General features: G+C 37.4%; 21 protein-coding genes. 15 read left to right on the top strand and 6 right to left on the bottom strand.

Annotation, left to right across the window (positions count from 1 at the left end):
• Positions 1–285 precede the first annotated feature (285 nt).
• The 3 genes from FJ651_RS03820 to FJ651_RS03810 all read left to right on the top strand — a co-directional run bounded on the left by FJ651_RS03820 (position 286) and on the right by FJ651_RS03810 (position 6,550).
• A complete protein-coding gene (locus FJ651_RS03820) occupies positions 286–2,379 on the top strand; it encodes a S46 family peptidase (protein WP_140989090.1) in 2,094 nt (697 codons plus the stop codon).
• Positions 2,380–2,611: 232 nt separating this feature from the next.
• Entirely contained in the window at positions 2,612–5,431 is a 2,820-nt protein-coding gene (locus FJ651_RS03815; protein ID WP_140989089.1) for a TonB-dependent receptor, read from the top strand.
• 90 nt (positions 5,432–5,521) lie between these two features.
• A complete protein-coding gene (locus FJ651_RS03810; RefSeq protein WP_140989088.1) occupies positions 5,522–6,550 on the top strand; it encodes a phytase in 1,029 nt (342 codons plus the stop codon).
• Here FJ651_RS03810 and FJ651_RS03805 read toward each other — a convergent pair.
• The 3 genes from FJ651_RS03805 to ahcY form a co-directional block, all read right to left on the bottom strand.
• A complete protein-coding gene (locus FJ651_RS03805; protein ID WP_140989087.1) occupies positions 6,517–7,350 on the bottom strand; it encodes a hypothetical protein in 834 nt (277 codons plus the stop codon). The two genes, FJ651_RS03810 and FJ651_RS03805, sit on opposite strands and share 34 nt — an antisense overlap.
• A complete protein-coding gene (locus tag FJ651_RS03800; protein ID WP_140989086.1) occupies positions 7,331–8,638 on the bottom strand; it encodes a purple acid phosphatase family protein in 1,308 nt (435 codons plus the stop codon). The genes FJ651_RS03805 and FJ651_RS03800 overlap by 20 nt, the downstream gene beginning before the upstream one ends.
• Positions 8,639–8,793: 155 nt before the next feature.
• Positions 8,794–10,110 (bottom strand): adenosylhomocysteinase, encoded by a 1,317-nt coding sequence (gene ahcY / locus FJ651_RS03795; RefSeq protein WP_140989085.1) that lies wholly within the window; start codon positions 10,108–10,110, stop codon positions 8,794–8,796.
• A gap of 62 nt (positions 10,111–10,172) precedes the next feature.
• On the opposite strand from ahcY, the gene FJ651_RS03790 reads away from it, so the two are divergent.
• Genes FJ651_RS03790 through FJ651_RS03765 form a run of 6 tightly spaced genes read left to right on the top strand, consistent with a single transcriptional unit; the run spans position 10,173 to position 14,549 of the window.
• Positions 10,173–10,799: a 4'-phosphopantetheinyl transferase family protein gene (locus FJ651_RS03790; RefSeq protein ID WP_140989084.1), complete on the top strand. Its 627-nt coding sequence runs from the start codon at positions 10,173–10,175 to the stop codon at positions 10,797–10,799.
• 9 nt (positions 10,800–10,808) lie between these two features.
• Positions 10,809–11,570 carry a geranylgeranylglyceryl/heptaprenylglyceryl phosphate synthase gene (locus FJ651_RS03785; RefSeq protein WP_140989083.1) on the top strand — a complete coding sequence of 254 codons (762 nt, stop codon included), beginning with the start codon at positions 10,809–10,811 and terminating at the stop codon, positions 11,568–11,570.
• Between the two features lie 10 nt (positions 11,571–11,580).
• Positions 11,581–11,841: a hypothetical protein gene (locus tag FJ651_RS03780; protein ID WP_140989082.1), complete on the top strand. Its 261-nt coding sequence runs from the start codon at positions 11,581–11,583 to the stop codon at positions 11,839–11,841.
• Positions 11,825–12,463 carry a nicotinamide riboside transporter PnuC gene (gene pnuC, locus FJ651_RS03775; RefSeq protein ID WP_140989081.1) on the top strand — a complete coding sequence of 213 codons (639 nt, stop codon included), beginning with the start codon at positions 11,825–11,827 and terminating at the stop codon, positions 12,461–12,463. The genes FJ651_RS03780 and pnuC overlap by 17 nt, the downstream gene beginning before the upstream one ends.
• Positions 12,418–12,987, top strand: coding sequence for an AAA family ATPase (locus FJ651_RS03770; RefSeq protein ID WP_140989080.1), 570 nt, complete (start codon positions 12,418–12,420; stop codon positions 12,985–12,987). Before pnuC ends, FJ651_RS03770 begins: the two co-directional genes overlap by 46 nt.
• Positions 12,984–14,549 carry a DUF4301 family protein gene (locus FJ651_RS03765; RefSeq protein ID WP_140989079.1) on the top strand — a complete coding sequence of 522 codons (1,566 nt, stop codon included), beginning with the start codon at positions 12,984–12,986 and terminating at the stop codon, positions 14,547–14,549. Before FJ651_RS03770 ends, FJ651_RS03765 begins: the two co-directional genes overlap by 4 nt.
• A 204-nt stretch (positions 14,550–14,753) precedes the next feature.
• Here FJ651_RS03765 and FJ651_RS03760 read toward each other — a convergent pair whose 3' ends face one another.
• A complete protein-coding gene (locus tag FJ651_RS03760; RefSeq protein WP_140989078.1) occupies positions 14,754–15,131 on the bottom strand; it encodes a GxxExxY protein in 378 nt (125 codons plus the stop codon).
• A gap of 252 nt (positions 15,132–15,383) precedes the next feature.
• Between FJ651_RS03760 and arfB the strand changes: the two genes are divergently transcribed.
• On the top strand, positions 15,384–15,788 hold the full coding sequence (arfB, locus tag FJ651_RS03755; protein WP_140989077.1) for an alternative ribosome rescue aminoacyl-tRNA hydrolase ArfB: 405 nt from the start codon (positions 15,384–15,386) through the stop codon (positions 15,786–15,788).
• Positions 15,789–16,143: 355 nt separating this feature from the next.
• Positions 16,144–18,369, top strand: coding sequence for a TonB-dependent receptor (locus tag FJ651_RS03750; protein WP_140989588.1), 2,226 nt, complete (start codon positions 16,144–16,146; stop codon positions 18,367–18,369).
• A gap of 26 nt (positions 18,370–18,395) precedes the next feature.
• Here FJ651_RS03750 and FJ651_RS03745 read toward each other — a convergent pair whose 3' ends face one another.
• Entirely contained in the window at positions 18,396–18,824 is a 429-nt protein-coding gene (locus FJ651_RS03745; RefSeq protein ID WP_140989076.1) for a hypothetical protein, read from the bottom strand.
• A 155-nt stretch (positions 18,825–18,979) separates the two neighbouring features.
• Here FJ651_RS03745 and greA point away from each other — a divergent pair, with 155 nt between their 5' ends.
• On the top strand, positions 18,980–19,453 hold the full coding sequence (gene greA / locus FJ651_RS03740) for a transcription elongation factor GreA (RefSeq protein WP_140989075.1): 474 nt from the start codon (positions 18,980–18,982) through the stop codon (positions 19,451–19,453).
• A 100-nt stretch (positions 19,454–19,553) separates the two neighbouring features.
• Positions 19,554–19,943 (top strand): HIT family protein, encoded by a 390-nt coding sequence (locus FJ651_RS03735; RefSeq protein WP_140989074.1) that lies wholly within the window; start codon positions 19,554–19,556, stop codon positions 19,941–19,943.
• A gap of 130 nt (positions 19,944–20,073) precedes the next feature.
• Here FJ651_RS03735 and FJ651_RS03730 read toward each other — a convergent pair whose 3' ends face one another.
• The gene (locus FJ651_RS03730; RefSeq protein WP_140989073.1) at positions 20,074–21,231 is read right to left on the bottom strand and encodes a sensor histidine kinase; all 1,158 of its coding nucleotides are present in this window, start codon (positions 21,229–21,231) and stop codon (positions 20,074–20,076) included.
• Positions 21,232–21,351: 120 nt separating this feature from the next.
• Here FJ651_RS03730 and FJ651_RS03725 point away from each other — a divergent pair, with 120 nt between their 5' ends.
• Positions 21,352–22,233: a flavin reductase family protein gene (locus FJ651_RS03725; protein WP_140989072.1), complete on the top strand. Its 882-nt coding sequence runs from the start codon at positions 21,352–21,354 to the stop codon at positions 22,231–22,233.
• Positions 22,234–22,266: 33 nt separating this feature from the next.
• Complete coding sequence (locus FJ651_RS03720) at positions 22,267–22,644, top strand: DUF3127 domain-containing protein (protein WP_140989071.1); 378 nt, start codon at positions 22,267–22,269, stop codon at positions 22,642–22,644.
• Positions 22,645–22,855 lie beyond the last annotated feature (211 nt).

The following is a 22,855-nucleotide window of genomic DNA, read 5'->3' as shown; positions in this document are numbered from 1 at the left end:
CCACAAAGGCCGCCAAGTTTTGCACAAAGGTCACTGAGCTGCGTTATTATATCTTTTTACTTTGAGTGCTTTGTGCCTTCTTTGGGAACTTTGTGGTATAAAAATTTGAATGTTGTTAAGTTTTAAAAATGGTAAAATGCTGTGCACGGTTTAAATCACTCTTTTAAAATCACTAATAAAAAATAAATCAAACTACGCTTACAAAATCCGCAGATTGTTGTTTAAATTTTGAACAGTTGGATTTGGGTCATATTGTTTAACTTTACTGCAATAAAAACTTCAAAAATGAAATTACTTAAGATTTTCTTCCTTTTTATTCTTTTTCAATTACAAGCCCAGCAAGGCGGTATGTGGATTCCTTCGCTTTTAGAAGGCATGAATGAGTCTGAAATACAATCGCTTGGCGGTAAATTGACCGCGGCTGATATTTACGACATTAACAACTCCAGCCTAAAAGATGCCATTGCTCATTTTAACAATGGTTGCACCAGCGAAGTCATTTCACCCAAAGGATTGTTACTTACCAATCACCATTGTGGCTACGGACAAATACAGTCGCATTCATCTCTTGAGAACGATTATCTTAAAAACGGATTTTGGGCCATGTCATTGGAAGAAGAAATCCCAAACGACGGTTTGTTTGTAGAGTTTATTGTTAGAATTGAAGATGTTACCGAGCGTGTGTTGAACGGTGTAACACCCGATATGGATGACAAAACCCGCCAATCAAAAATAGACAGCAATAGCTATTACGTAAGAACAGAAGCTGAAAAGGAAGCACAGCAATTAGTTAGAATAAAATCTTTTTATGAAGGAAACCAATACTTTTTATTCATCATTGAGCGCTACGAAGATATCAGATTGGTTGGTGCGCCACCGACCAGTATAGGCAAGTTTGGCAGCGATACCGATAACTGGGTATGGCCAAGACACACCGGCGATTTTGCCATTTTTAGAATTTATGCCGATACCAACAACAAACCCGCTAAATACAGTCCGGACAACGTACCATTCACCCCTAAACATTACTTACCAATTTCTCTCGATGGTGTAGCCGAAGATGATTTTACGCTTGTTATGGGTTTTCCCGGCAGAACCAACGAATATTTGCCGGCTGTGGCAGTAGATCAGATTGTGAACAAGATTAACCCTACAAACATAGCCATTAGAGATGCTGCTTTAAAAGTGATTGATGCCAATATGAAGGCCAGCGACAAGGTACGCATTCAGTATGCATCTAAGCAAGCGCGTATTGCCAATGCCTGGAAAAAATGGATAGGCGAAAATCAAGGCATTCATAAAAGTGGCGCCATTGAAGTGAAACGTCAATTAGAAGCTCAATTTACTGATCAATTAAAAGCTAAAAACCTGGAGTCGCAATACGGCGATATTTTACCTCAGTTGGAACAATTATATCAAAACTTTGAAGCGGTCAACGTCAAACGAAATGCCTTTTCTGAGGTGTTTTTACGAACTAATGAACTAATGCAAATCACCATGCAGTTGTATCAGTTAGAGAATGCCGCAAAAGCAGATGAGGATACCTTTAACAAGGCCTTAGAATCGGTTAAAAGCCGTTTGCAATCCATTTACAGAAATTACGACGCCAATGTTGACAAGGCGGTTTTTGAATCCGTGATGCCGCTTTATGTACCATATGCTAAGTCGTCAATTTATGAAAAAACGGCATTTACCAATTCTAAAACTGCCTTAAAATTACTCGAAGGCAACAAAGAGAAAATAGTAGAAAACTTAAATAAAGATGCCGCCTACCAATTTGCAAAACCATTTATACAAGAGTTTTATAGCGATATTGAGCCGCAATGGCAGACGATGAATACACAAATTAACGGTTTGCAAATGCAATACATGAAAGCTTTGATGGAGGTATTACCCGAGCAGCGCTATTTCCCCGATGCCAATGGTACTTTAAGAGTTACCTACGGAAAAGTAAAAGGCTACGCGCCAAGAGATGCGGTGTATTACGAGCCTGTTACTTATTTAGACGGTGTGATAGAAAAATATGTTCCCGGCGATTACGAGTTTGATGTGCCACAAAAGTTAATCGATTTACACAAGTCTAAAGACTACGGCAACTATGCCGATGCCAATGGTAAACTACCGGTTGCGTTTATTGGCACCAATCACACTACCGGTGGCAATAGTGGTAGTCCGGCGGTAGATGCGAACGGCAATTTGATAGGTTTAAATTTCGATCGCGTTTGGGAAGGCACCATGAGCGATATTTATTACGACCCTGACATCTGTAGAAACATCATGGTCGATATTCGTTATGTACTATTTATTATTGATAAGTATGCCGGTGCAACGCATTTGATTGAGGAGATGACGTTGGTGAGACCTAAATCCGGCAATTAACTTTTTGATAAAATAAAACTCTCGACGGATTGTTAAAAATTAAACATCATATTATCAAATTGTTGTGCGTTATTTTAGACTTAATTGTTATTTCAAAATCAACCAAAAGTAAAATTTGCGTTAAGCCTTGTTTAAAACCTTATCAAATTAAGTGTTTATTAACCTAAGTTTTAAATTTACGTAAATAGCACGGTTTAGTATTCATGTAATTTTGGCAAAAAATTAACCAAACATGAAAACTAAACTAACACTATTTTTATTTTTTGCTGCTATTGTTAGCACTTTCTCGCAAACCGGTAATATCCGAGGCGTTGTAACAGACGATTTTGGTTTGTATTTTCCGGGAGCAAACGTTTTAATTCAATCATTAAATAAAGGTGCCATTACCGATGAAAACGGTGCGTATACTATATTTAATATTCCTGAAGGTACTTATGAAGTAACCGTAAAATACTTGGGCTACAAAGACGTGACGGTTTCGGCTACAGTAGTTGCCGGTACTACTATTGTTTTAAGTTTTAAGCTGTCTGAAAGTGCCGAAGAATTATCTGCGGTTCAAATTAACGGCTTTTCGTTAAACAGTCAGGCGAGAGCATTAAATACCCAAAGAAACAAGGCAAATATTACCAACATTGTATCAACAGATCAGATTGGAAAATTTCCTGATGCCAACATTGGTGACGCCATGCGAAGAATCCCGGGTATTACCATGCAGGTGGATCAGGGTGAATCCAGAAATATTATCGTGCGAGGTTTGGCACCCCAATTAAACAGTGTTACATTAAACGGGAGCCGTATTCCTTCTGCTGAAGGCGATAACCGTAATGTACAAATGGATTTGATTCCGTCTGATATGATTCAAACCATCGAGGTGAACAAAGCCGTAACACCCGATATGGATGGCGATGCTTTGGGTGGATCGGTTAATTTAATAACCAGGTCATCACCACAAAGCTTCAGATTTTCTGCCACTACCGGATCTGGGGTAAACTTTTTAACCAATAAACGCATTTTAACGGGATCTTTTATATTAGGAGACAGATCAAAAGACACCAAATTTGGATGGATGATTTCAGCCTCTATCAACGATAACGACTTTGGTTCAGATAACGTTGAAGCAGTTTGGGCTAACGAAGCTGAAAGTCCGTTAACAGGTGAAGATATCACAGTAAATCCTTATCTTGAAGAAAGTGATATTCGCGTTTATTTGGTACAGCGTGTTAGAAGAAGTCTTTCTGCCAATTTTGATTATGCCTTTAATGAAAACAACAAAATCATCTTTAAGGGTATGTACAACTGGCGAGATGACAGAGAGAACAGATTTAGGTTGCGCTATGACAGAATTAATCCTGTTTTTCAAGACGGCACCGAAAATATTGTAAGTTATACCGGTAGATTACGTCGCCAAACTAAAGGTGGAACACCGGGAGGCAGAATACAAAATACGCGTTTAGAAGACCAAAGAATGTATAATTTTACATTGGCAGGAGAGCATCTTCTTGGAAATCTTCAGGTAGATTGGATGACATCACTCGCCAAAGCATCTGAAGAGCGTCCTGAAGAACGATATGCCCAATACCAAACAGGCAGTAGCGTGGCCTTGGCCGGTGATTTTTCAGATCCAAAGTTTCCGTCATTTAGACCCACCAATAATGATCAGGTTACTTTGGATAGGTTTAGATTGAACGCTATTTCAGAACAATATGGATTAACAGAGGAAGAGGATGTTAATGCATTTGTGAATTTCACATTGCCACAAGATTGGTTTGGTCAGGGTGATGGTATATTTAAATTTGGAGCCAGAGTGCGATTAAAAGATAAATTTAGAGACAACAACTTTTTTGAATATGATCCAACCGGCGATAATCCGCAAGACCTTGGCACGTTAGCAGCTGTTCCTACAAGAGATTATACAGATTCTGATTATGAGGCCGGAAGTCAGTATGCGGCTGGCTCTTTCATGACACCTGAGTTTTTAGGTAGTTTAGATTTAAACAATGCTACTTTGTTTGAAAGACAAGACATTCCCGATGAATATTTAAGAGCTAATTACGATGTATCAGAAGATGTGTTTGCAGGCTACGTGATGGCCAACCAAAAAGTGTCTGACAAGTTGAGCATTCTCGCAGGTGTGCGTTTAGAAACAACTAAAATACGTGCAACCGGTAATCAAATTATCGATGAAGAAGAACTTATTGGTGAAATTACCGATGAAAGTTCATATACTAACATTTTACCGGGTGTTCATTTTAAATATGACCTAAGCAATAAAACAGTATTTAGATTCGCCTGGACCAACACATTGGCCAGACCAAATTATGTGGATTTGGTGCCGTCTGTAGACATTCTATTTGAAGATGCCGAAATAGTTCTTGGTAATTCTGAACTTGATCCAACCACTTCAATGAACTTTGACTTAATGGCCGAGCATTATTTTGATAATGTGGGTATTCTTTCGGGAGGTGTGTTTTACAAGCGTATTAACGACTTTATTTATACCCAAATTGGCGAAGTTCCTGCTGGTCAGCCTAATGCCGGATTTAGAACCTTTCAGCCTCAAAACGGTGATGATGCCTATGTAACAGGTGCCGAGTTTGCATTCCAGCGTCAGTTGGATTTCCTTCCGGGATTTGCAAGAAACTTTGGTATTTACTTAAACTATACGTATTTGAATTCTAAAGCCAACGGTATTAGAAATGAGGATGGAGATGAAAGAGGTAATTTAGAATTGCCCGGTGCAACACCTAACATGTTTAATGCATCTTTAAGCTATGGCGATGACAAATTTACTGCAAGATTGTCTGGTAATTTCTCTGACGCTTATTTGGATGAATTAGGAGGAAACGATTTTGAAGACCGATATTATGATCAGCAGTTTTTTATGGATTTTAATATTACTTATGCCATTACCAAAAACTTGAGAATATTTGCCGATTTAACCAATATTACCAATCAGCCATTGAGATATTTCCAAGGAGTTAGAAGCCGTACACAACAAGTGGAATTCTATAACCGTCGCTTAACCTTTGGCTTGAAATACGATCTTTTTTAAGTTTTGATTTGATTATTAAAAGGGGTGATTTATTAAGTTAAATTGCCCTTTTTTTATAAATTTATTTAGTACTGTAAAACCTCACCAAATATGACCTTCAATAATTTGAAATTGCCATTCATTTTCATTTGCTTCAGTATCGTAGTATCATGCAAAAGAGATCAACTTCCCGAAATATTACCCGATATCATCACAGAAAAATCACTTCATGATACCGATGATCCGGCCATTTGGATAAATTACCAAAATCCCGAGCAAAGTATCGTTTTTGGCACCGATAAGGATACCGATGGGGCGATTTATGCCTATGACCTCAATGGGAAAATTATTGAAAGCAAAACCATAAGAGGTTTAAAAAGACCTAATAATGTTGATATTCGTCAAGGGTTTAAAATCAACGATTCTGTAAGTATAGATATCATGGCTTTTACCGAAAGAGAACGTCAGCAAATACGTATTTTTTCGGTGCCTGATATGCGTGCTCTCGACAACGGTGGCATTCCGGTTTTTGAAGATGATACCAATCCCGAATTTAGATTGCCTATGGGAATAAGCTTATACAAATCGCCAAAAGATGACTCGCTTTACGCCATTGTTGGTAGAAAAGATGGTCCTTCGGAAGGTTATTTATATCAATATAAAATTGAATATATCGAAGATAAGGTCAATGTAACCTTGGTAAGAAAATTTGGTAAATACAGCGGTAAAAAAGAAATTGAAGCCATTGCGGTAGATGATGCGCTTGGGGTTGTTTATTATTCAGACGAAACCTTCGGAATAAGAAAGTATCATGCCGAGCCTGAAATGGGGAATGAGGAAATTAGTGTTTTTGGCGGTGAAACCTTCAAGCGTGATAACGAAGGGATTGCTATTGTGGCTTTAGAAGGAACTGAAGGTTATATTATTGTTTCAAACCAACAAGCCGAAACCTTTAATGTGTTTTCAAGAAACACCAATGAGTTCATCAAAGAAATCAATCTTACCACAAAGCAAACCGATGGTTGCGATGTGGTAACATTTCCATTGAATAATACTTTTAAAAGTGGCTTGTTCGTTGCGATGAACGATGAACAGAACTTCTATTTTTACGATTTAGACAAACTCGGGCTGGAAGAATAATCTTTGGCCTTTATTTTTTCATTCCAAATGATGAGCATCGCAATTGGTAATCCAAAATGTGGGGCTCTTATTAAAAATTCGGTATAGTTAAAAATACCGGCATCAACAATTCTTAGTAAAGAGGTAAGAAATCCCCAAAAAATAAGCCAGTAAAGCAAGCTTTTAGACGGTTTTAAAAGTACTAAAACAGCTACTATAACATCTATAATGCCAATTATATTGAGTAATTGTTCAGCCTGATACTGTTTAATAGAAAACGGTGTGTAGTCACCAACAAATCCTATGATATAATCTATATACAGAGCATTTTTAAGAAAGCAACCAATACCGTGAGACATAAAAATTAAAAAAATCGATAATTGAATGCCAAACAAGAACCCTCTGTTAAGGCTGTCTTTGTGATCATAATAAGCATTAATGGCAATTGATGTTAAAAGTGGCAGCCACCATTTAGAAACAGCCGAAATTAAAGACAATTCTAAAAATGCCTTACCGCCGTTAAAATAACTGAGAAGTGCATAACCAACAATAAATGCAGTAATTATCCATATGCTCAGTTTATAAGTAACTTTAAAAAATATACCAATCAAACTCAGAAGCAGTACAATGGCAACACCCTTTTCAATCCAGAATGCCGATAATTCGCTGTAACCATTTTCAACTACCAAAACCGAACTAATTACCGCACCTTTTTTAAGCTTTAGGCAAAATGCCAATACGTAAAGAACAAGTATAAATTTTAGAACCTGAGCTAAACCGGTAATACTTTTTAGGCTTAAATTAATTGGCAGTACTTTCAACTAAAAATGGTTTAGGTGTCAAACTAAACGTGTGTAACGTGTCTTGTTCAATACCAAATGCGGTAACATTGGCTAAAGAATCGGTTACGGTAATTTTCCAGAGGTGATGTTTGCTATCAACTATGCTTTCTTTACCAAAAAACCATCTGTCGGGGAATGGTTTTCTTTGAGGAACACCCAATCCGCCTTCGCCAATATAAATGATACCATCCGGATCAACTTTTCCGTTTAAAATGGGCATGGTTTTTTTAAGGGCATGTCCGTCAGATTCTAAGGCCAAACTTATTTTGTATTTTTCGAATAATGGTACCCAATATTTACGTACGTGATAAAAATCTTCACGGTCAAAATCTTTAACCGCCGGATAGGCCGGCTTGTGGTATTGTACAAACATCCAGTTATTTTTAACGCGGTGTTTTTCTAAGGTTTCTTCAAGAAATTCCAATTGATCGCCTGCCATACTAGTTTCTGTATTAAGAGTTATTAATGCTGAACTCGGTGTGATTTGGGTCATGAAGAAATAGCCATCGCTATACTCATTGGTAATGTCTCCCAGCCAAAAATTTTCAAGAAAGCCAATTTCATGTTCGTGGTTGCCTCTTGTGATAATGAGTGGTAAAATACGGTTGTCTTTGGTAATGGTTAATGTGTGGTCTTCGAACCAATAATATAAATGACGCCAATCGGCGGTAGTACAATAATCGCCACCATGTGCAAATGCAATAATTGAAGGGTCTTCTTCGGTTAGTTTGGCAATCATACGGTTCATTTGCTGTCTTTCGATTGAGGGCGTTCTTCCGGCAAATCTTGGTTTTTCGCCACCCAATCTAGAATCACCACCCGAGATAATTGCGTAGGGTTGGTCTTTATCCGGCGCAGTGATAAAATTATAAGTTTCTGAACAACTATTGTCCGTACAAAACTTAAAATAATAGGTGGTTGCGGGCATTAGGTCATTCAGCTCGGTGTGGTGATAGAAGGCTTCGGGAATGCCTTCGGCATAATCCATATTCCGAATAAATATTTTACCATCTTTAGAGCTGTTTGCTTTTAAATGTGTGTTACCGGTTAAGTTTGGAATCGTATCAAATAGCACGTAATTGCCTTCGCCTAAATGGGTACTGGTCCAAGATATGATGGCATGTTCTTGAGGTTTTTCTGTCCAAATCACCCGAGGATGCATTACTTGAATATCTTTATTAATACTTTGGGCTGGTTGTTCTTTTTTACACGCGCTTAGGATAAGTAAACAAGAAATAGCAATTAAAAAGTTAGTCCGAATTTTCATAAATGGCAAATTTGTAAGAATTGTATTGAATCCTTCAAATATCGAAGATTTTTAAACCATTTTAAACGAAAGCATATTTATCAAATTGTTAAATATAAAAAATCCCAAATTCATTAGAACTTGGGATTTGGAATTTGGTATTTGAAAGTTGTTTTTTAGTACCTGTAATATTCCGGCTTAAACGGACCTTCCTGTGCAACACCAATATAATCGGCTTGCTCTTTACGCAATTCGGTTAATTCTACGCCAATTTTAGCAAGATGTAATTGTGCTACTTTTTCGTCTAAGTGTTTTGGTAGCATATACACTTTGTTTTCATAGGCATCGATATTGGTCCACAATTCAATTTGTGCCAAGGTTTGGTTGGTAAACGAGTTACTCATTACAAAACTCGGGTGACCAGTGGCGCAACCTAAATTTACCAGTCTGCCTTCGGCTAAAACAATAATGTCTTTACCTTCAACCGTATATTTATCAACCTGTGGTTTAATTTCGTCTTTGGTATGGCCGTAATTTTTGTTCAACCAAGCCATGTCAATTTCATTGTCGAAATGACCAATGTTACAAACAATAGTTTTGTCTTTCATGGATCTAAAGTGTTGTTCTTCAACAATATCTTTGTTCCCTGTAGCAGTACAAACAATATCGGCAGTTCCAATAACAGTTTCTAGTCTTTTTACTTCAAAACCATCCATAGCAGCCTGAAGTGCGCAAATTGGGTCAATTTCGGTAACGGTAACGATACTTCCGGCACCTCTAAATGATGCGGCAGTTCCTTTACCAACATCTCCATAACCGCAAACAATAACGCGTTTTCCGGCTAACATGATATCGGTAGCACGACGTACGGCGTCAACAGCGCTTTCCTTACAACCGTATTTATTATCGAATTTGCTTTTGGTAACAGAATCGTTAACATTAATAGCCGGCATTGGCAAAGTGCCGTTAGTCATACGTTCGTATAATCTGTGAACACCTGTGGTGGTTTCTTCAGATAAACCTTTAATTCCCGGAATTAGTTCAGGATATCTATCAAATACCATATTGGTAAGATCGCCACCATCATCTAAAATCATATTTAACGGTTGTCTGTCTTCACCAAAAAATAAGGTTTGCTCAATACACCAGTCAAATTCTTCTTCGTTCATACCTTTCCATGCGTAAACTGGAATACCCGCAGCAGCAATAGCAGCCGCAGCCTGGTCTTGTGTTGAAAAAATGTTACAAGAACTCCAAGTAACATCGGCACCAAGAGCCTTTAAAGTTTCAATAAGAACGGCAGTTTGAATGGTCATATGCAAACATCCGGCAATGCGCGCGCCTTTTAAAGGTTGAGCATCTTTGTATTCTTCTCTTAGTGCCATTAGGCCCGGCATTTCGGCTTCGGCTAATTCAATTTCTTTTCTACCCCATTTGGCAAGAGACATATCTTTTACCTTGTAAGGCACATAAGCAATGGTTTTTGTATTCATAATTGTATATTTGTTGTTAGCAACTTTTTTGCAAATCTACATAATAACATCGAGAATACTAAATGCCACTGTATAAAACCATTCAGCCTGATTCACAAACTGTTGTTAAAATCTGGAAAATCACCGAATCCTACGAGTATTTAATGTCGCCATTAGACCTTAAAGTCACCAGCGAGGAGCGCGTTTTGGGTATGAAAAGTAATATTCACCAACGCGGATTTCTAAGTGTAAGGCATTTGTTGCGCAGTTGTGGTTATACCGATCAGGACTTATATTACGATAGCAACGGTAAACCACACCTTAAAGATGGTAAACATATTTCTATCACCCATTCCTTTGAGTTTTCAGGAATTATCATAAGCACCCGTGAAGTTGGAATTGACATTGAAAAGCAACGCAATAAAATCACGATTATAGCTCATAAGTTTGTGGATTATGAGTTTCATTACCTCGATAAATCAGCCGAAGATTACGTGAGAAAACTCACCGTTATTTGGGGAGTTAAAGAGTCGCTTTACAAATTATTTGCAACGCCAGGTATGTTATTTCGTGAGCATTTTTTGGTGATACCATTTATGTTAGACGATTTAGAAACCACTGCCTGGATAGATTACAACAACCTTAAGCACAAATATCATTCGCATTTTTTAGAATTTGAAGGTTATACCTGTGCTTTTGTAACCGTTTAAATTTTACAAATGTTGGTTTTAAAATCACTACTTAAGCAAATCATTTCGGGCCAAAAGCTTTTAACGGTACTCATCGATCCCGATAAAATGGAAGTTGAGCAATTGCCAACATTTTTACATCATGTGCATCAATCTGTCGCTACTCATATTTTTCTCGGCGGAAGCACCGACGAAGCCTCAAAAACCGATAGTTTAGCCAAAGCCATTAAGGCACAATCACATTTGCCTTTGGTACTCTTTCCGGGAGATGTTTCGCAACTCACCAGTCATGCCGATGCCTTGTTGTTTCTATCGCTTATTTCGGGCGATAATGCCGAATATCTCATAAAAAAACAGGTAGCAGCAGTTTCAAAATTAAGAGATTCACAGCTTGAAGTTATACCAACCGGATACCTGTTAATTGAAAACGGGAAAATAACTACGGTTGAAAGGGTTACCGGCACCAAACCTATGAGCCGAAAAAATATTCAGTTAATTGTTGATACGGCTAAGGCAGGCGAATTATTGGGTATGAAATTAATTTATCTTGAAGCCGGTAGTGGTGCCGCGCATCCAATTTCGGCTGAAATTATAAAAGCAGTAAAAAGCGAATTAAAGGTTCCACTTATTATTGGTGGCGGCATTAAAAGTAAAGCCCAATTAGATGCGGCGTACAGTGTAGGTGCCGATATAGTGGTGATTGGTACTGCCTTTGAGGAAAACCTCAAGTTTTTTAACGAAATTAAAAAAGTTACATCGTCATCAATAACTCACGAGATTATTAATCCATAAAAACCCAATCATGAACATATCAGTAGAACTTACCTTAACACCATTACAAGATGACTTTGAGCCAGCCATCATTCATTTTATCAAAAAATTGAGAGTATCAGATTTAACAGTGATTGAAAATCCGCTCAGCACACAAGTTTACGGAGATTATGATGCGATGATGAGCGTTCTAAACACCGAAATAAAAGAAGCATTCTCCCTCATCGAGAACGGATTGCTATACATGAAAATTGTAAAAACCGACAGGCACGACTATGAACCACATTTTTGATTTTTTTATCGATGCCTATCGAGACAGTTCCTGGTTAATTATTACGCTTGAAGCCATTGCTTTTGTCTTTGGGATTTTAAGTGTTTGGTTTGCTAAAAAAGTAAATATTTGGGTGTATCCAACGGGTATTATCTGTACCGTCATCACCGTTTATTTGTTGTATATCAACGATTATCTAGGCGATATGATGATGAATTTTTACTATTCCATCATGAGTATTTACGGCTGGTGGAACTGGGCCAGAAAAAAACAAAATAAACCCGTTGTGCCTATTTCAAGAACTACTTCAAAAGAAAAAATAATTGGAGTAGTGCTATTTGTATTGACAATGATTGTGACTTATACTGTTTATAAAACTTTCGATTACACTTTAGAAATACCCAATTACATAGATATTGTAACCTCAGGAATTTTCTTCACAGCCATGTGGTATATGGCCAACAAAAAAATTGAAAACTGGACACTTTGGATCATTGCCGATATCATTACCGTGCCACTTTATGCGTATAGAGGCTTAGGAATGTTATCTTTGCAATACGTTATATTCACCATTTTAGCAATTCAAGGTTACAAAGAATGGAACACCTACTTAAACAAGAACAAGCCAACTGCATCAAAATAGTTTTATTTGGACCTGAATCTACAGGAAAAACCACCTTATCGCAACATTTGGCACGTTATTACAATTCGGTTTGGGTACCGGAATACGCTCGTGAATACCTTCAGAATAAATGGAATAACGAGCGTAAAACTTGTGAGGCTCATGACCTGCTGCCTATAGCCATTGGTCAAATGAACCTAGAAAATAAACTGGCTCAAAAAACGGATACCGTTTTAATTTGCGACACCGATTTACTGGAAACTAAAGTGTACAGCGAAACTTATTACGGTGGTATTTGCGACCCAATTCTTGAAAAATATGCCCTTCAAAATCAGTATGATTTGTATTTTTTAACTTATATTGATACACCGTGGGAAGCAGACGATTTACGTGATAAACCTTCTGAACGCGAAAAGATGTTTAAGGCTTTTGAGAGTGCTCTTAAAATCCACGAAAGACCATATGTATTGCTTAAAGGCGACAAAAAGGAAAGGTTAAATACAGCAGTGTCGTATATAGATAAATTACTAAATAACAGACAATGAATTTTACGGAAAAAGACATACAACAAATAGAAAATCAAGACTTAACCCTAAACGATGTCAAATCGCAAATCACCTTATTTAAAAATGGCATGAACTATGTAGATTTGGTATCGGCTGCAGGTGTAGACAATGCTATTTGGCGTTTGAACGAGGATGAAGTTGAACATTTTAGTGAGTTCTACTCGGCCAATTCAAAAAACCTAGAAGTTATAAAATTTGTTCCTGCCAGTGGTGCTGCCACCCGTATGTTTAAGTTTTTATACAAGTTTTTAAGCGATTATAATCCCGAAGAACAATCGGTTAATTCGTTCATTAATAAACATAAGCAGAAAGATCTGTCGGTATTTTTAGTGGGGCTCGAAAAATTTCCATTCTACCATATTGTTAAACATAAATTAGCTGAAGACAGTGTGGATTTTGAGAGTTTAGACGATAATGAACAAGCTGTTTTATTCGTAAAAATGATGTTAGATGAAGACCAGCTCGATTATGGTAACTATCCAAAAGGCTTGTTGCCATTTCACCTTTATAAAAACCTAACCGAAGCCACTGCTTTTGAAGAGCACTTATTTGAAACGGTTCTATATGCCCCAACAGATAAAGAGGTGCACATTCATTTTACCATTTCGGAAGCACACGAACACAAATTTAAAAACGAATTTAATCGGATTAAAGAAAAAGTTGAAACCACTACCAATGCGAAATTTAAAATTACATTTTCGTACCAAAAATCGTCCACTAATACCATCGCAGTCAATCTAAAGAATGAACCGTTTAGAAATACAGATGGTAGTTTGCTGTTCAGACCCGGCGGGCATGGCGCTTTAATTGATAATTTAAACGATTTAGATGCCGATGTTATTTTTATTAAAAACATCGATAATGTGGTAACCTACAAATACAAACATCAAGTGGCCTTGTACAAAAAAGTACTTGCCGGTATTTTATTGGAATTACAAGGTCAAATTTTTGACTATCAAAGATTGTTAGAGCAGCCTCATTTAAATGAAAACCAACTCAACGCCATTGCCGAGTTTCTTCAAAATAAATTGAACGTGCATATTTCTTCAGAATTTGAGAAGTATTCAGAAAATTATAAAATTGAATATTTACAGCAACAAATTAACAAACCCATTCGCATTTGTGGCATGGTTAAAAACGAAGGCGAACCCGGTGGCGGACCGTTTTGGGTGAAGGACGACAACGGTAAAATATCGCTTCAAATTGTAGAATCGGCTCAAATGGATAAAGATAATAAACAGCAGCAAGCCATTGCAGATCAAGCGTCGCATTTTAATCCGGTTGATTTGGTTTGCGGGGTTAAAAATTACAAAGGCGAGAAATACGATCTAAAAAAATTTATAGACCACAATGCCGCTTTTATCACCAAAAAAACGCAAGAAGGACAGGAATTAAAAGCTTTGGAAAAACCCGGATTATGGAATGGTGGTATGGCCTTTTGGAACACCGTTTTTGTTGAAGTGCCGCTTATTACCTTTAATCCGGTAAAAACCGTTAACGACTTGCTTAAACCAGCGCATCAGGTTAGAAAAATGGATTGATGAAACATAACTCAATATCCTAAGCGCCAATGTGGTTAAAAGCTAAAGGGCTAAAGCGGGTATGATATAACCGCCAAGGCGCAAAGTTCGCAAAGCGTTTTTAGGATATGATTTGCTCTGCGTCCTTCGCGCCTTCGCGGTTAAAAGCTAAAGAACTAAAGCGGATATTATATAATCGCCAAAGCGCAAAGGTCGAGAAATATTTTATAGATTATTGACTACTCTTCTTATACCAGTTTTTAATAATACTGAATTAAAGTTTAGAAGAAGCCCCAGCTTGAGTTCTTTTAATTTTAAATAAGTTAGTAATTGTGCTATATGGATATCAGCAAGAGCGTCTACACTTTTTATTTCAACAATTATTAAATTTTCAACAAGCAAATCAATTCTGTATCCGGCATTTAATTTTACATTTTTATATACAATTGGAAGTGCTTGTTGTTGGCTAACTATTAAACCTTTTTGCTTCAATTCAAATGCTAAACACGCTTCATACGTGCTTTCTAGAAGTCCGGGGCCTAAGTGCTTGTGAACTTCCAAAGCACATCCGATTATTATATTTGAAATTTCATTCTCAGACATATATCAAAAATAGTAAAGTTTAAAAATTATTTTGACCTTAATATGATAAAGTTATAAGGGATTTATTTTGCTAAGGATGTATAGGGTTTATTATTACCTTAGCGTTCTCAGCGTATTTGCGGTAAAAAAAGAAAAACAGTGTTAAATAAGGAATAATTTACCGCGAAGTCACAAAGTTCGCTAAGAATTTTAGACTTAAATTTGAATTCGATTTTTAATTGTTATCGAAGCACCATCATTTAAGTTTAAATTATGAACGCAGAGCAACTCATATCAGAACTCACATTCAAAGCTGTTAGAAGCTCCGGTGCCGGCGGACAAAACGTTAATAAAGTAGCTTCTAAAGTTGAATTGTATTTTGATGTGCCAGCTAGTTTGGCATTACGCGAAGACCAAAAACAAATCATACTTCAAAAACTGCAAAACCGTCTCACCAAAGAAGGCGTTTTAATTCTCCAATGCGACGAATCGCGCTCACAACACAAAAATAAAAGTCTGGTGATAGACCGTTTTATGGCATTGATTGAAACCAGTCTCAAGCAACCAAAAAAACGTAAACCCACTAAAATACCCAAATCGGTTATAAAAAAACGACTCAAGTCAAAACGAGATTTATCCAGCAAAAAAGCCCTTCGCAAACCGCCTTCTCTTGATTAAATTTCACAAATCGTACTTCTTACTTTGTAAATCGTAAATTTTTTCCTTTACCTTTGCACCGTTCTCAATAAAGGGGTGCTGAAACCTGTTCTTGAAGTTTAAAAACACCAATCAAGAACAGTGAAAGCTGAGATCATACCCGTTGAACCTAGAACAGGTAATGCTGTTTAGGAAATTACATGCCAATGAACGCGTTTGGTGTGGGGAAATACAATTATTAATCACAGAATAATTGCCTCTTTTTATTCGCTAAATTAATTTTTATCGAATGAAATGCTTATTAACAATTACCAATCAAACCTTAGTGTTTAGTAAAGGATTGCATCTGACCCAAATATCAAATAGATACTATCAGATGAAATCTTATTTAAATTATTTATCAAAAAGTCTGTCAAAAAATAAAAGACAGCAAATTACATGTATTATTTTATTTATGAGTTGTTATGTGTCCTTTGCACAAGAAAAACAACAAGATTCCATTAAAAGAGATGTCTTAGATGAAGTGCTTGTAAAGGCTGTTCGGGTAACGGCAGAGTCGCCCATTGCCCACAGCAACTTCACAAAAAAAGACATAGCCAAGCGAAATTTGGGGCAAGACATCCCCATTTTGCTTAACTTTTTACCTTCGGTGGTTTCAACCTCCGATGCCGGTGCCGGGGTTGGATATACCGGCATAAGAGTGCGCGGTATTAGTGCGCAATCTACCAATGTTACCATTAATGGTATTCCGTATAACGATGCGGAATCTTTGGGTACTTTTTGGGTGAATTTGGGCGATTTTGCATCGTCGGTAGAGAGTTTACAATTACAGCGCGGTGTTGGTACTTCTACCAACGGTTCGGGTGCGTTTGGAGCCAGTATCAATATTTTAACCGATGCTGTACAATATGAACGCAATGCCGAAATCTCTAATTCCTTCGGAAGTTTTAACACCCGAAAACACACCGTAAAATTTAGTACAGGCCTGTTAAACGACCGGTTCGAAATTGCCGGACGTTTGTCTAACATCGCATCAGATGGTTATATCGATCGCGCTTCAACCGATCTAAAATCGTATTTCCTGCAAGGTTCTTACGTAGGTGAAAAAACGCTTATCAAAGCCATTATGTTTGGCGGCAACGAGGTCACCTATCAATCCTGGTTTGGTATCGATGCCGAAACTTTGGCCACCAACCGAACCTTTAATCCGGCCGGCATGTTTACCGACGAAAACGGCAATATGCAATTTTACGACAACGAAGTTGATAACTACAGTCAAGATCATTATCAACTGCACATCAACCACCGTTTTAATCAAAACTGGTCGGCTAACGTGGGCTTAAATTATACTTACGGACGTGGCTATTTTGAACAATTCAGAGAAGACGACGATTTTGAAACCTACGGATTAGAACCTTTAAATGTTAATGGGCAAGAAGTCAATACTACGGATTTAATCCGCCGTCGTTGGTTAGATAATGATTTCTACGTCATCAATGCATCGGCCAATTATAAAAACGACGACATAGACTTAATTTTTGGTGGCTCTTTCAGTCATTACGATGGCGACCATTTTGGAGAAGTGATTTGGGCGCGTTTTGCATCCCAATCTAATATTCGCGATCGTTATTACGAAGGTAATGCCTTAAAAAATGATATTTCGGTGTTTTCAAAAGCCAACTATCAGCTCAATGAAAAAATGAGTTTGTATGGCGATTTACAAGTGCGTAATGTGAACTATCAAACTTCGGGCATCAACTCTAATTTAACCGATTTTCTGGTAGATGAAAACTATACATTTTTCAACCCAAAGGCTGGACTTTCTTATAATGTAAACACCAATAATAATTTGTATTTTTCTTATGCACGAGCCAATCGTGAGCCCAGCAGAGACGATTTTGAAAACAACGAAAATATCAGTCCCGAGCAGCTCAACGACTTTGAATTGGGTTGGCGTCATAGCGGTAAAAAATTCACATTTAATGCCAACGCCTATTATATGCTGTATAACGAGCAATTGGTATTTACGGGAGATATCGATAATGTGGGTAACCCCATTAGAACCAATAGCGGTGAAAGTTATAGGTTAGGTTTAGAATTGGAAGCTGTAATTAGCCTTACTAAGCAACTCACCTTACAACCAAACGTTACTTTCAGTTCCAACAAAAACAGAGAAACCGTCACCGAATTTGATGGTGAGTTGGTAAACCTAGGCAAAACAGATTTAGCCTTTTCGCCTAATGTGGTAGCGGCTAATGCAATTGTTTATCAACCTATAAGCAATTTACAATTATCGTTGCTAAGTAAGTTTGTGGGCGAACAATTTATGAGCAACACCGAAGCCGCGGTGTCTCAGCTAGACAGTTTTTTTGTAAACGATTTAAATGTGACTTACACCATTACACCAAAATCTGTATTTAAAGAAATTGTGCTAACCGGTTTGGTAAACAACATTTTTAACAGAAAATATGTTTCTAACGGTTACTACTTTACGTTTGATGACGATTTTAGCAGTCCGGGTGTGATTAGTACCGTTGAAGGTGTTGGGTTTTATCCGCAAGCAACCACTAATTTTTTGGTGGGAGCTACTTTGAGGTTTTAAGAAAGGGCAGCTAAATGGCTGCCTTTTTAATTGGTAATCAAAAAAGAGTTATTTCCTGCTTGAGAAACGCGGTATTCTTTTAAACCGCATTGTAAATCGGTAGCGCCTAAAGGCTGACCTGTAAATAAGCTATAGCGGTTGGCTTCCGGGCAGCTGCTTACCGCTTCGGAACCGTCAATTTGCAACACCGAGCATTGGCTTGGTGGCACATTAGGGTCTGATGCATCCCAAGCCCGCAATCCGGTACCAACGTTAATTACTATAAGTCCGCCATTACCCTGATTAGGAATATAAACCGAGTTGCTAATAAACTGTAACGGACTAAATTGTGGCAGGTTGAGATTGATGGTCACATTCACACCAATATTGAGTAATAAATTGCAATTGTTAATACGGTCGTTATTGCTACAACCTAACAGAAAGATGCTAAAAATCAGTACTAAAAACCGTTTCATTTGCTAAAATTTTACCGCTGCAATTTACAATAAAATACAGCATACCATAATATTTTGTATATTTGCAAAGATAATCTCGTGCAAGCGGGATTTTTTGCATTAACCACTTTGCTTTTTAAAGTTAAGTGGCTTTATATTTTTAAAACGATGACATTATGAGTAAAGTATCTTATTATACTGAAGAAGGATTAAAAAAATTGCGCGATGAGCTCAATTATTTAAAAGATGTAGAGCGTCCAAAAGCCTCTCAGGCCATTGCCGATGCGCGCGATAAAGGCGATTTAAGCGAAAATGCCGAATACGATGCCGCCAAAGAAGCACAAGGCATGCTGGAGATGAAAATCTCAAAATTAGAAGAAGTGGTTGCCAATGCCAGAATTATAGACGAGTCGCAATTAGATACCTCGAAAGCTTTGGTGCTATCTAAAGTGAAAATTAAAAACCAAACCAATGGTATGGAAATGACCTACACCTTAGTTGCCGAAAGCGAAGCCAATTTAGCTACCGGGAAAATATCGGTAAGCTCGCCCATTGGTAAAGGTTTGTTGGGTAAAAAGGTGGGAGATATTGCCGAAATTCAAGTGCCTAACGGTACCTTAAAATTTGAAATATTAGAGATTAGCCGATAATTTTTATTGAAATATATCGCATTTATTGAAATATATCTCAAAAGATTCTTCTGATTGGGCGAATCTTTTTTTATTTTTGGTAAAACCATCTGTATCAATCATGGCATCCATATTTTCAAAAATTATTTCAGGTGAAATTCCAGCTTATAAAGTAGCCGAAACCGATCAATTTCTGGCGTTTTTAGATATCAATCCCAATGCCCCGGGACACACGCTTTGTATTCCTAAAGTTGAAGTTGATAAAATTTTCGATTTAGACGAAGACTTATATCTAAAACTCATGGCATTTTCAAGAAAAGTAGCCATTGCTTTAGAAAAGGCTGTTCCTTGTAAGCGTGTGGGCATGACGGTGATTGGTTTAGAAGTACCGCATGTACATGTGCATTTAATTCCGCTACGTAGCATGGACGATGCAAAATTTACTCATAAAACATTATTAGAATCTGAGGATTTTGATAGGATTGCCAAGGATATTGCGGGATTTATTTAGTTTTGAATTTTATTGAAATAAAGGGTTGCAACTAAACTTTAAAGAAGTCCCGGAACGACTAAATAACTAACAACTAATTACTTTAGCCAACACTCACTAACTCACTAACTCACCAACTCAACTACCTTTCTCAAACCACCCGCAAAGAAATCTGCATCGTTGTACCTTTTCCAATTTCAGAGTGTTTTACCTTTATTTTTCCTTGGTGGTAGTCTTCAATGATTCGTTTAGACAGTGATAATCCCAATCCCCAGCCGCGTTTTTTGCTGGTGTATCCTGGTTCAAAAATGGTTTTAAACAGATTTTTTGAAATGCCTTTGCCCGTATCGCTAATTAAAATATGCACAAATTTCTGGTCGTTTTCAATATGGATGGTTAAGGTGCCTTTGCCTTTCATGGCATCAATGGCATTTTTTACCAGGTTTTCAATCGTCCAACTATAAAGTGGTTCGTTGAGTTTTACAAAAATAGTTTCATTTGGTACCGATATTTCAAATTTGATAAGCTTTGAAGAACGCGACTTTAAATACTGATAAGATTCCTTGGTGGCAGCTACAATATCCTGTTCGTCTAAATTAGGAATCGATCCAATTTTACTAAAGCGCTCAGTAATAGTTTGCAGGCGGTTGATGTCTTTTTCAATTTCTACCAAATACTCGGGATTTACCTGTTCGGCTTTTAAAATTTCGCTCCAGCCAACTAAAGAAGACAACGGTGTACCAATTTGATGGGCAGTTTCTTTCGCCATCCCTGTCCAAAGTTTATTTTGATCGGCTGTTTTGGTACTTCGGTAGAAAAAATAGGCCACCGCAGCAAACAATACTATAATCAAAACCAAAGCCATTGGGTAGTATTTTAGTTTATTAAGCAAAGGCGAGTTACCATAGTAAATGGTCGATAGCACTTCACCATCGTACCTAATTTCAATAGGTTTGTTTTCTTTTTTGAATTTTTCTATTAAGGCCTTAACGTAAGTGGTGTCTCGGGCTTTTTCTTCGTCTATGTTGTTAAAATTATATTCACCGCGTTTACTTACGGTAATCATGGGCGTGGTTTGATTGCTCGATATAATTTGAAGCGGTAATTCGCCAATATCCTGATTGCTGTCAGACTCTAAGTTCTTGGCGATATCAATTTGTGCAAAAGACCAGTTTTCCATTTTTACGCGCTCTTCGGCCTTGAATTTTTGAAAAAACACATAGGTGTTCCACGAAATTAACGAAACAATAATCAATGATATCAGCACAAAGGCACTGCGAATAAAATTCCTGTTTACGTGTATCGCCATTCAGTTGGTTTTTGGATAAATATAACAGAATTATGTTAATAATATTATGCGTTTCTGTTTCTAAATTTCTTTTAAAGCAGACTTACATTGTTTACTTTTGTTGAAAATCGAACCAAAAAGATGATTTCATTAAATCCGGCAGATTTATCTACAGCCAGACTACACGCTTACTTGCTGAGTGCCGTGGCGCCAAGACCCATTGCATTTGCAAGTACTATCAATGCGCAAGGCAGGCCAAACTTATCACCTTTTAGCTATTTTAATGTGTTTAGTTCTAATCCGCCTATTTTAGTGTTTTCGCCGGCTCGCCGCGTGAGAGACAATACCAATAAACACACGCTGGAAAATGTGCAGGAGGTGAAAGAAGTGGTGATTAACGTAGTGAATTACGATTTGGTTCATCAAATGTCGTTAAGCAGTACCGAGTATGATAAAGGTATAAATGAATTTGAAAAGGCCGGACTTACCATGTTACCGTCTGATGAGGTAAAACCATTTAGAGTTGCCGAAGCTCCGGTGCAATTTGAATGTAAGGTGAATGATATTATTAGTTTGGGAACCGAAGGCGGTGCCGGGAATATGATTATTTGCGAAGTGGTGAAATTTCATGTGGCCGATGAGGTTTTAAACGAAGACCTTACTATCAATCAAGAAGCGCTGGATTTGGTTGCTCGTGCAGGTGGTAACTACTACAGTCGTGCAAAAAACGGGTTTTTTGAAATACCAAAACCCATCAGAAATTTGGGAATTGGCGTCGATAACATGCCAGATCACATCAAAAATAGCATGATTTTAACCGGAAACGATCTGGGAATGTTAGGTAATATAAGCGAGTTACCAACTAAACAAGCCATCGAAGAATTTGTAAAAGATGTGAGTACCAGATATCCCGACATTAGCACCATGTCTCATCGCGAACGTCAAACCATGGCCAGAAATTATCTCAGTTTTGGCGACGTTGAAAGTGCCTGGAAGTTATTGCTTTCAGATAATATTGAATAAATAAATTTTTAAATATTAGATTAGTTAAATAGTATGGAAATACAAGGAAAAGTAAAAAAGATAGGAGAAACCCAAACATTTGGAACCGGTGGGTTTAGAAAGAGAGAAATTGTGGTAACTACCGAAGAACAGTATCCGCAAGACCTGATGGTAGAATTTGTTCAAGATAAAACAGATTTACTCAATAATTATCAGGTTGGCCAAAACGTTAAAATTAGTATTAATTTACGCGGCAGAGAATGGACCAGTCCCCAAGGAGAAGTTAAGTATTTTAACTCTATACAAGGCTGGAGAATTGAGGCTTTACAAAGCGATGCATCTTCATCCGAAATGCCACCAATGCCGCCAAACGATGCTTTTGAGCCGGTTTCTAATTTAAACGATGAAGATCCCGACGATTTACCGTTTTAAAAAGGACTAGAAAATAAAAAAGTCCCGCAAGCTATTACGGGACTTTAATGTTGTGGTTTTAGGTTTTGACCTTTACAAACAAACTCAAAAAAGCAATGATGAACAAAATTTATTAAACAAAGGTCAGTTCAAATATCAATATTTTCTTTGAATAAACAAAAGAATTTAGTTTTTTTAACGCCCTAAACCCAACTTCATCGTTATAATTAAT

Origin of the sequence: Paucihalobacter ruber (genome assembly GCF_006494535.1) — a bacterium.
GTDB lineage: Bacteria > Bacteroidota > Bacteroidia > Flavobacteriales > Flavobacteriaceae > Paucihalobacter > Paucihalobacter ruber.
Note: the sequence above shows the minus strand (reverse complement) of the source record. Positions and strands in the feature narration are given on the sequence as shown.

Excerpts from the sequence above, each read along its gene's own strand:
- FJ651_RS03785 (WP_140989083.1), top strand. The coding sequence starts at position 10,809 with ATGTTGGTTTTAAAATCACTACTTAAGCAAATCATTTCGGGCCAAAAG.
- FJ651_RS03800 (WP_140989086.1), bottom strand. The coding sequence starts at position 8,638 with ATGAAAATTCGGACTAACTTTTTAATTGCTATTTCTTGTTTACTTATC.
- arfB (WP_140989077.1), top strand. The coding sequence starts at position 15,384 with ATGAACGCAGAGCAACTCATATCAGAACTCACATTCAAAGCTGTTAGA.
- FJ651_RS03720 (WP_140989071.1), top strand. The coding sequence starts at position 22,267 with ATGGAAATACAAGGAAAAGTAAAAAAGATAGGAGAAACCCAAACATTT.
- FJ651_RS03730 (WP_140989073.1), bottom strand. The coding sequence starts at position 21,231 with ATGGCGATACACGTAAACAGGAATTTTATTCGCAGTGCCTTTGTGCTG.
- FJ651_RS03780 (WP_140989082.1), top strand. The coding sequence starts at position 11,581 with ATGAACATATCAGTAGAACTTACCTTAACACCATTACAAGATGACTTT.
- FJ651_RS03815 (WP_140989089.1), top strand. The coding sequence starts at position 2,612 with ATGAAAACTAAACTAACACTATTTTTATTTTTTGCTGCTATTGTTAGC.
- FJ651_RS03810 (WP_140989088.1), top strand. The coding sequence starts at position 5,522 with ATGACCTTCAATAATTTGAAATTGCCATTCATTTTCATTTGCTTCAGT.
- FJ651_RS03745 (WP_140989076.1), bottom strand. The coding sequence starts at position 18,824 with ATGAAACGGTTTTTAGTACTGATTTTTAGCATCTTTCTGTTAGGTTGT.
- FJ651_RS03750 (WP_140989588.1), top strand. The coding sequence starts at position 16,144 with ATGAAATCTTATTTAAATTATTTATCAAAAAGTCTGTCAAAAAATAAA.
- pnuC (WP_140989081.1), top strand. The coding sequence starts at position 11,825 with ATGAACCACATTTTTGATTTTTTTATCGATGCCTATCGAGACAGTTCC.
- FJ651_RS03760 (WP_140989078.1), bottom strand. The coding sequence starts at position 15,131 with ATGTCTGAGAATGAAATTTCAAATATAATAATCGGATGTGCTTTGGAA.
- ahcY (WP_140989085.1), bottom strand. The coding sequence starts at position 10,110 with ATGAATACAAAAACCATTGCTTATGTGCCTTACAAGGTAAAAGATATG.
- greA (WP_140989075.1), top strand. The coding sequence starts at position 18,980 with ATGAGTAAAGTATCTTATTATACTGAAGAAGGATTAAAAAAATTGCGC.
- FJ651_RS03735 (WP_140989074.1), top strand. The coding sequence starts at position 19,554 with ATGGCATCCATATTTTCAAAAATTATTTCAGGTGAAATTCCAGCTTAT.
- FJ651_RS03820 (WP_140989090.1), top strand. The coding sequence starts at position 286 with ATGAAATTACTTAAGATTTTCTTCCTTTTTATTCTTTTTCAATTACAA.
- FJ651_RS03790 (WP_140989084.1), top strand. The coding sequence starts at position 10,173 with ATGCCACTGTATAAAACCATTCAGCCTGATTCACAAACTGTTGTTAAA.
- FJ651_RS03725 (WP_140989072.1), top strand. The coding sequence starts at position 21,352 with ATGATTTCATTAAATCCGGCAGATTTATCTACAGCCAGACTACACGCT.
- FJ651_RS03770 (WP_140989080.1), top strand. The coding sequence starts at position 12,418 with ATGGAACACCTACTTAAACAAGAACAAGCCAACTGCATCAAAATAGTT.
- FJ651_RS03765 (WP_140989079.1), top strand. The coding sequence starts at position 12,984 with ATGAATTTTACGGAAAAAGACATACAACAAATAGAAAATCAAGACTTA.